Genomic DNA, 2,085 nt, shown 5'->3' on the forward strand with positions numbered 1-2,085 from the left:
GAGAATAGAGATACTACTGATTAACATGCGAAACTTAAATCTATTATATAAAATGAAAGCAGTTCAAATAGTCAATCCCTCTGAAATAAAGGTGGTTGAATTGGAAAAGCCGGTCGTTGGTGCCGGTGAAGTATTGGTAAGAATCAAGTATGTGGGATTTTGTGGTTCCGATTTAAACACTTTCCTGGGACGCAATCCGATGGTGAAGTTGCCCGTAATACCGGGACATGAGGTAGGAGCGGTGATTGAAGAAATCGGGCCGGATGTTCCTGCCGGTTTTGAGAAAGGGGAGAGTGTGACGTTGAATCCTTATACCAATTGCGGTAAGTGTGCTTCGTGTCGCAATGGCCGTGTCAATGCCTGTGAGTATAATGAAACGTTGGGTGTACAGCGTAACGGAGTGATGTGTGAGTATGCCGTGTTGCCCTGGACTAAAATCATTCCGGCAGGCAATATTTCATCTCGCGATTGTGCATTGATTGAACCGATGAGCGTGGGTTTCCATGCTGTTTCACGTGCTCAGGTGACTGATAATGAGTATGTGATGGTGATTGGTTGCGGTATGATTGGTATTGGCGCTATTGTTCGTGCAGCTTTAAGAGGCGCAACGGTGATTGCAGTGGATCTGGATGATGAGAAGTTGGAACTGGCTAAGAAAGTTGGAGCATCATATATGATTAACTCTAAGACAGAGAATGTGCACGAACAGGTACAGGAGATTACCGAAGGACTGGGAGCTGATGTCGTAATTGAAGCGGTAGGTAGCCCTGCAACCTATATCATGGCTGTAGACGAAGTTGGCTTTACCGGTCGTGTTGTTTGTATTGGCTATGCTAAGAGCGAGGTTGCTTTCCAGACGAAGTACTTCGTACAGAAGGAGTTGGATATTCGTGGTTCCAGAAATGCATTGCCTGCTGACTTCCGTGCGGTGATCAATTACATGGAAACAGGAGATTGTCCGGTGGAGGAACTGATCACTAAGATTGTTCAACCGGAAAAGGCTTTGGAGGCAATGAAGGAATGGGTGTCCAATCCGGGAAAGGTATTCCGCATTCTGGTTGAATTGTAGGAATTGTTTTTGAGAAATAACGGGGTTACTGTAATTCTTCAGCTTTCACACCTAAAGCGCGTATCAACGAATATCCCAGCGAATCCCATTTGCACGAACGAGGACACTCCGCCTCGTTCATGCTGAAAAGAAAAATGTCTTTAGCTTTTTCCGGTTTCGCGTCTACCGTTGCTTCATTTAGAACTTCCTCTAATTTAGCACCGTAATCCTTGCAACAAGGAACCAGCATCAGACGTTTTACATCGGCAGAGTTGAGTATTATCGACAATAAATCAAGATAAAGATTTTCCCGGGAAACAAGCGCTTCGGATGATACGGATGTAAATGTGAGTTCACCTAACGGATTTGTATAGCCTACTCCGTTTAGCTCTTTCTTTAAGTCTGCGGGATTACAGTGCACTATCTTGTCAACCTGAGCATCATGCACGAAGAGTACTTCAATCTTATTATCTTTATCGCGGACACCGGCATCCAATGCCAGATATGACGCCCACTCTTCTACATATATATCTTGCAGCGAGCGTCTCAACTGCGCCTCAAAGTATTTCTTCAAATCGTTAATCACGTTGTTGAAGTATGCAACGTCCACCAATATCACATTCTCTGCAAGTTTTATACTTTCTTCCATAACTGTTTATTCATGTTTTTAAAGGGATAAAGATACAAGGTCACCGCACCAGAATCTTATTATTTATTTTCTTTCATTATATGGTTCAAACAATTCTATTTCAACTCTCTCATAATGAGGATACATAATCTTTGAAATTATCTAAATCAAGCGTTTCTAAATCCTTATCTGATTTGGCTTCATGCATAGCTTCCAAAGTCGTTTTGTTTGGCTTTCGATTAACTACTTCCATGAGAACCTTTTCTACAAAGTTATTAAAGCTTCTGTTTTCTTTCCTTGCTTCTAATCTTAGCCGGTCAATTAAATCTGCACTCAAACGGAAAGATGTTTGTTTTCTATCTGCTATTGTTTCCATAAGTAAATGGTCATAATTAGTTTATACTATCAT

The 2,085-nt window shown here is 41.8% G+C and carries 3 protein-coding genes; 1 reads left to right on the top strand and 2 read right to left on the bottom strand.

Translation table 11 applies throughout. The features are described from left to right. Positions 1-52: 52 nt before the first annotated feature. Positions 53-1,069: a zinc-binding alcohol dehydrogenase family protein gene (locus tag B2Z67_RS09110; protein WP_291529511.1), complete on the top strand. Its 1,017-nt coding sequence runs from the start codon at positions 53-55 to the stop codon at positions 1,067-1,069. 25 nt (positions 1,070-1,094) lie between these two features. Here B2Z67_RS09110 and B2Z67_RS09115 read toward each other — a convergent pair whose 3' ends face one another. Beyond that, entirely contained in the window at positions 1,095-1,697 is a 603-nt protein-coding gene (locus tag B2Z67_RS09115) for a DUF6621 family protein (RefSeq protein WP_291529512.1), read from the bottom strand. A 109-nt stretch (positions 1,698-1,806) separates the two neighbouring features. Continuing rightward, the gene (locus B2Z67_RS09120) at positions 1,807-2,052 is read right to left on the bottom strand and encodes a toxin-antitoxin system protein (RefSeq protein WP_291529513.1); all 246 of its coding nucleotides are present in this window, start codon (positions 2,050-2,052) and stop codon (positions 1,807-1,809) included. Positions 2,053-2,085 lie beyond the last annotated feature (33 nt).

This window comes from Bacteroides sp. UBA939, assembly GCF_002293435.1.
In the GTDB taxonomy this organism is placed as follows: domain Bacteria; phylum Bacteroidota; class Bacteroidia; order Bacteroidales; family Bacteroidaceae; genus Bacteroides.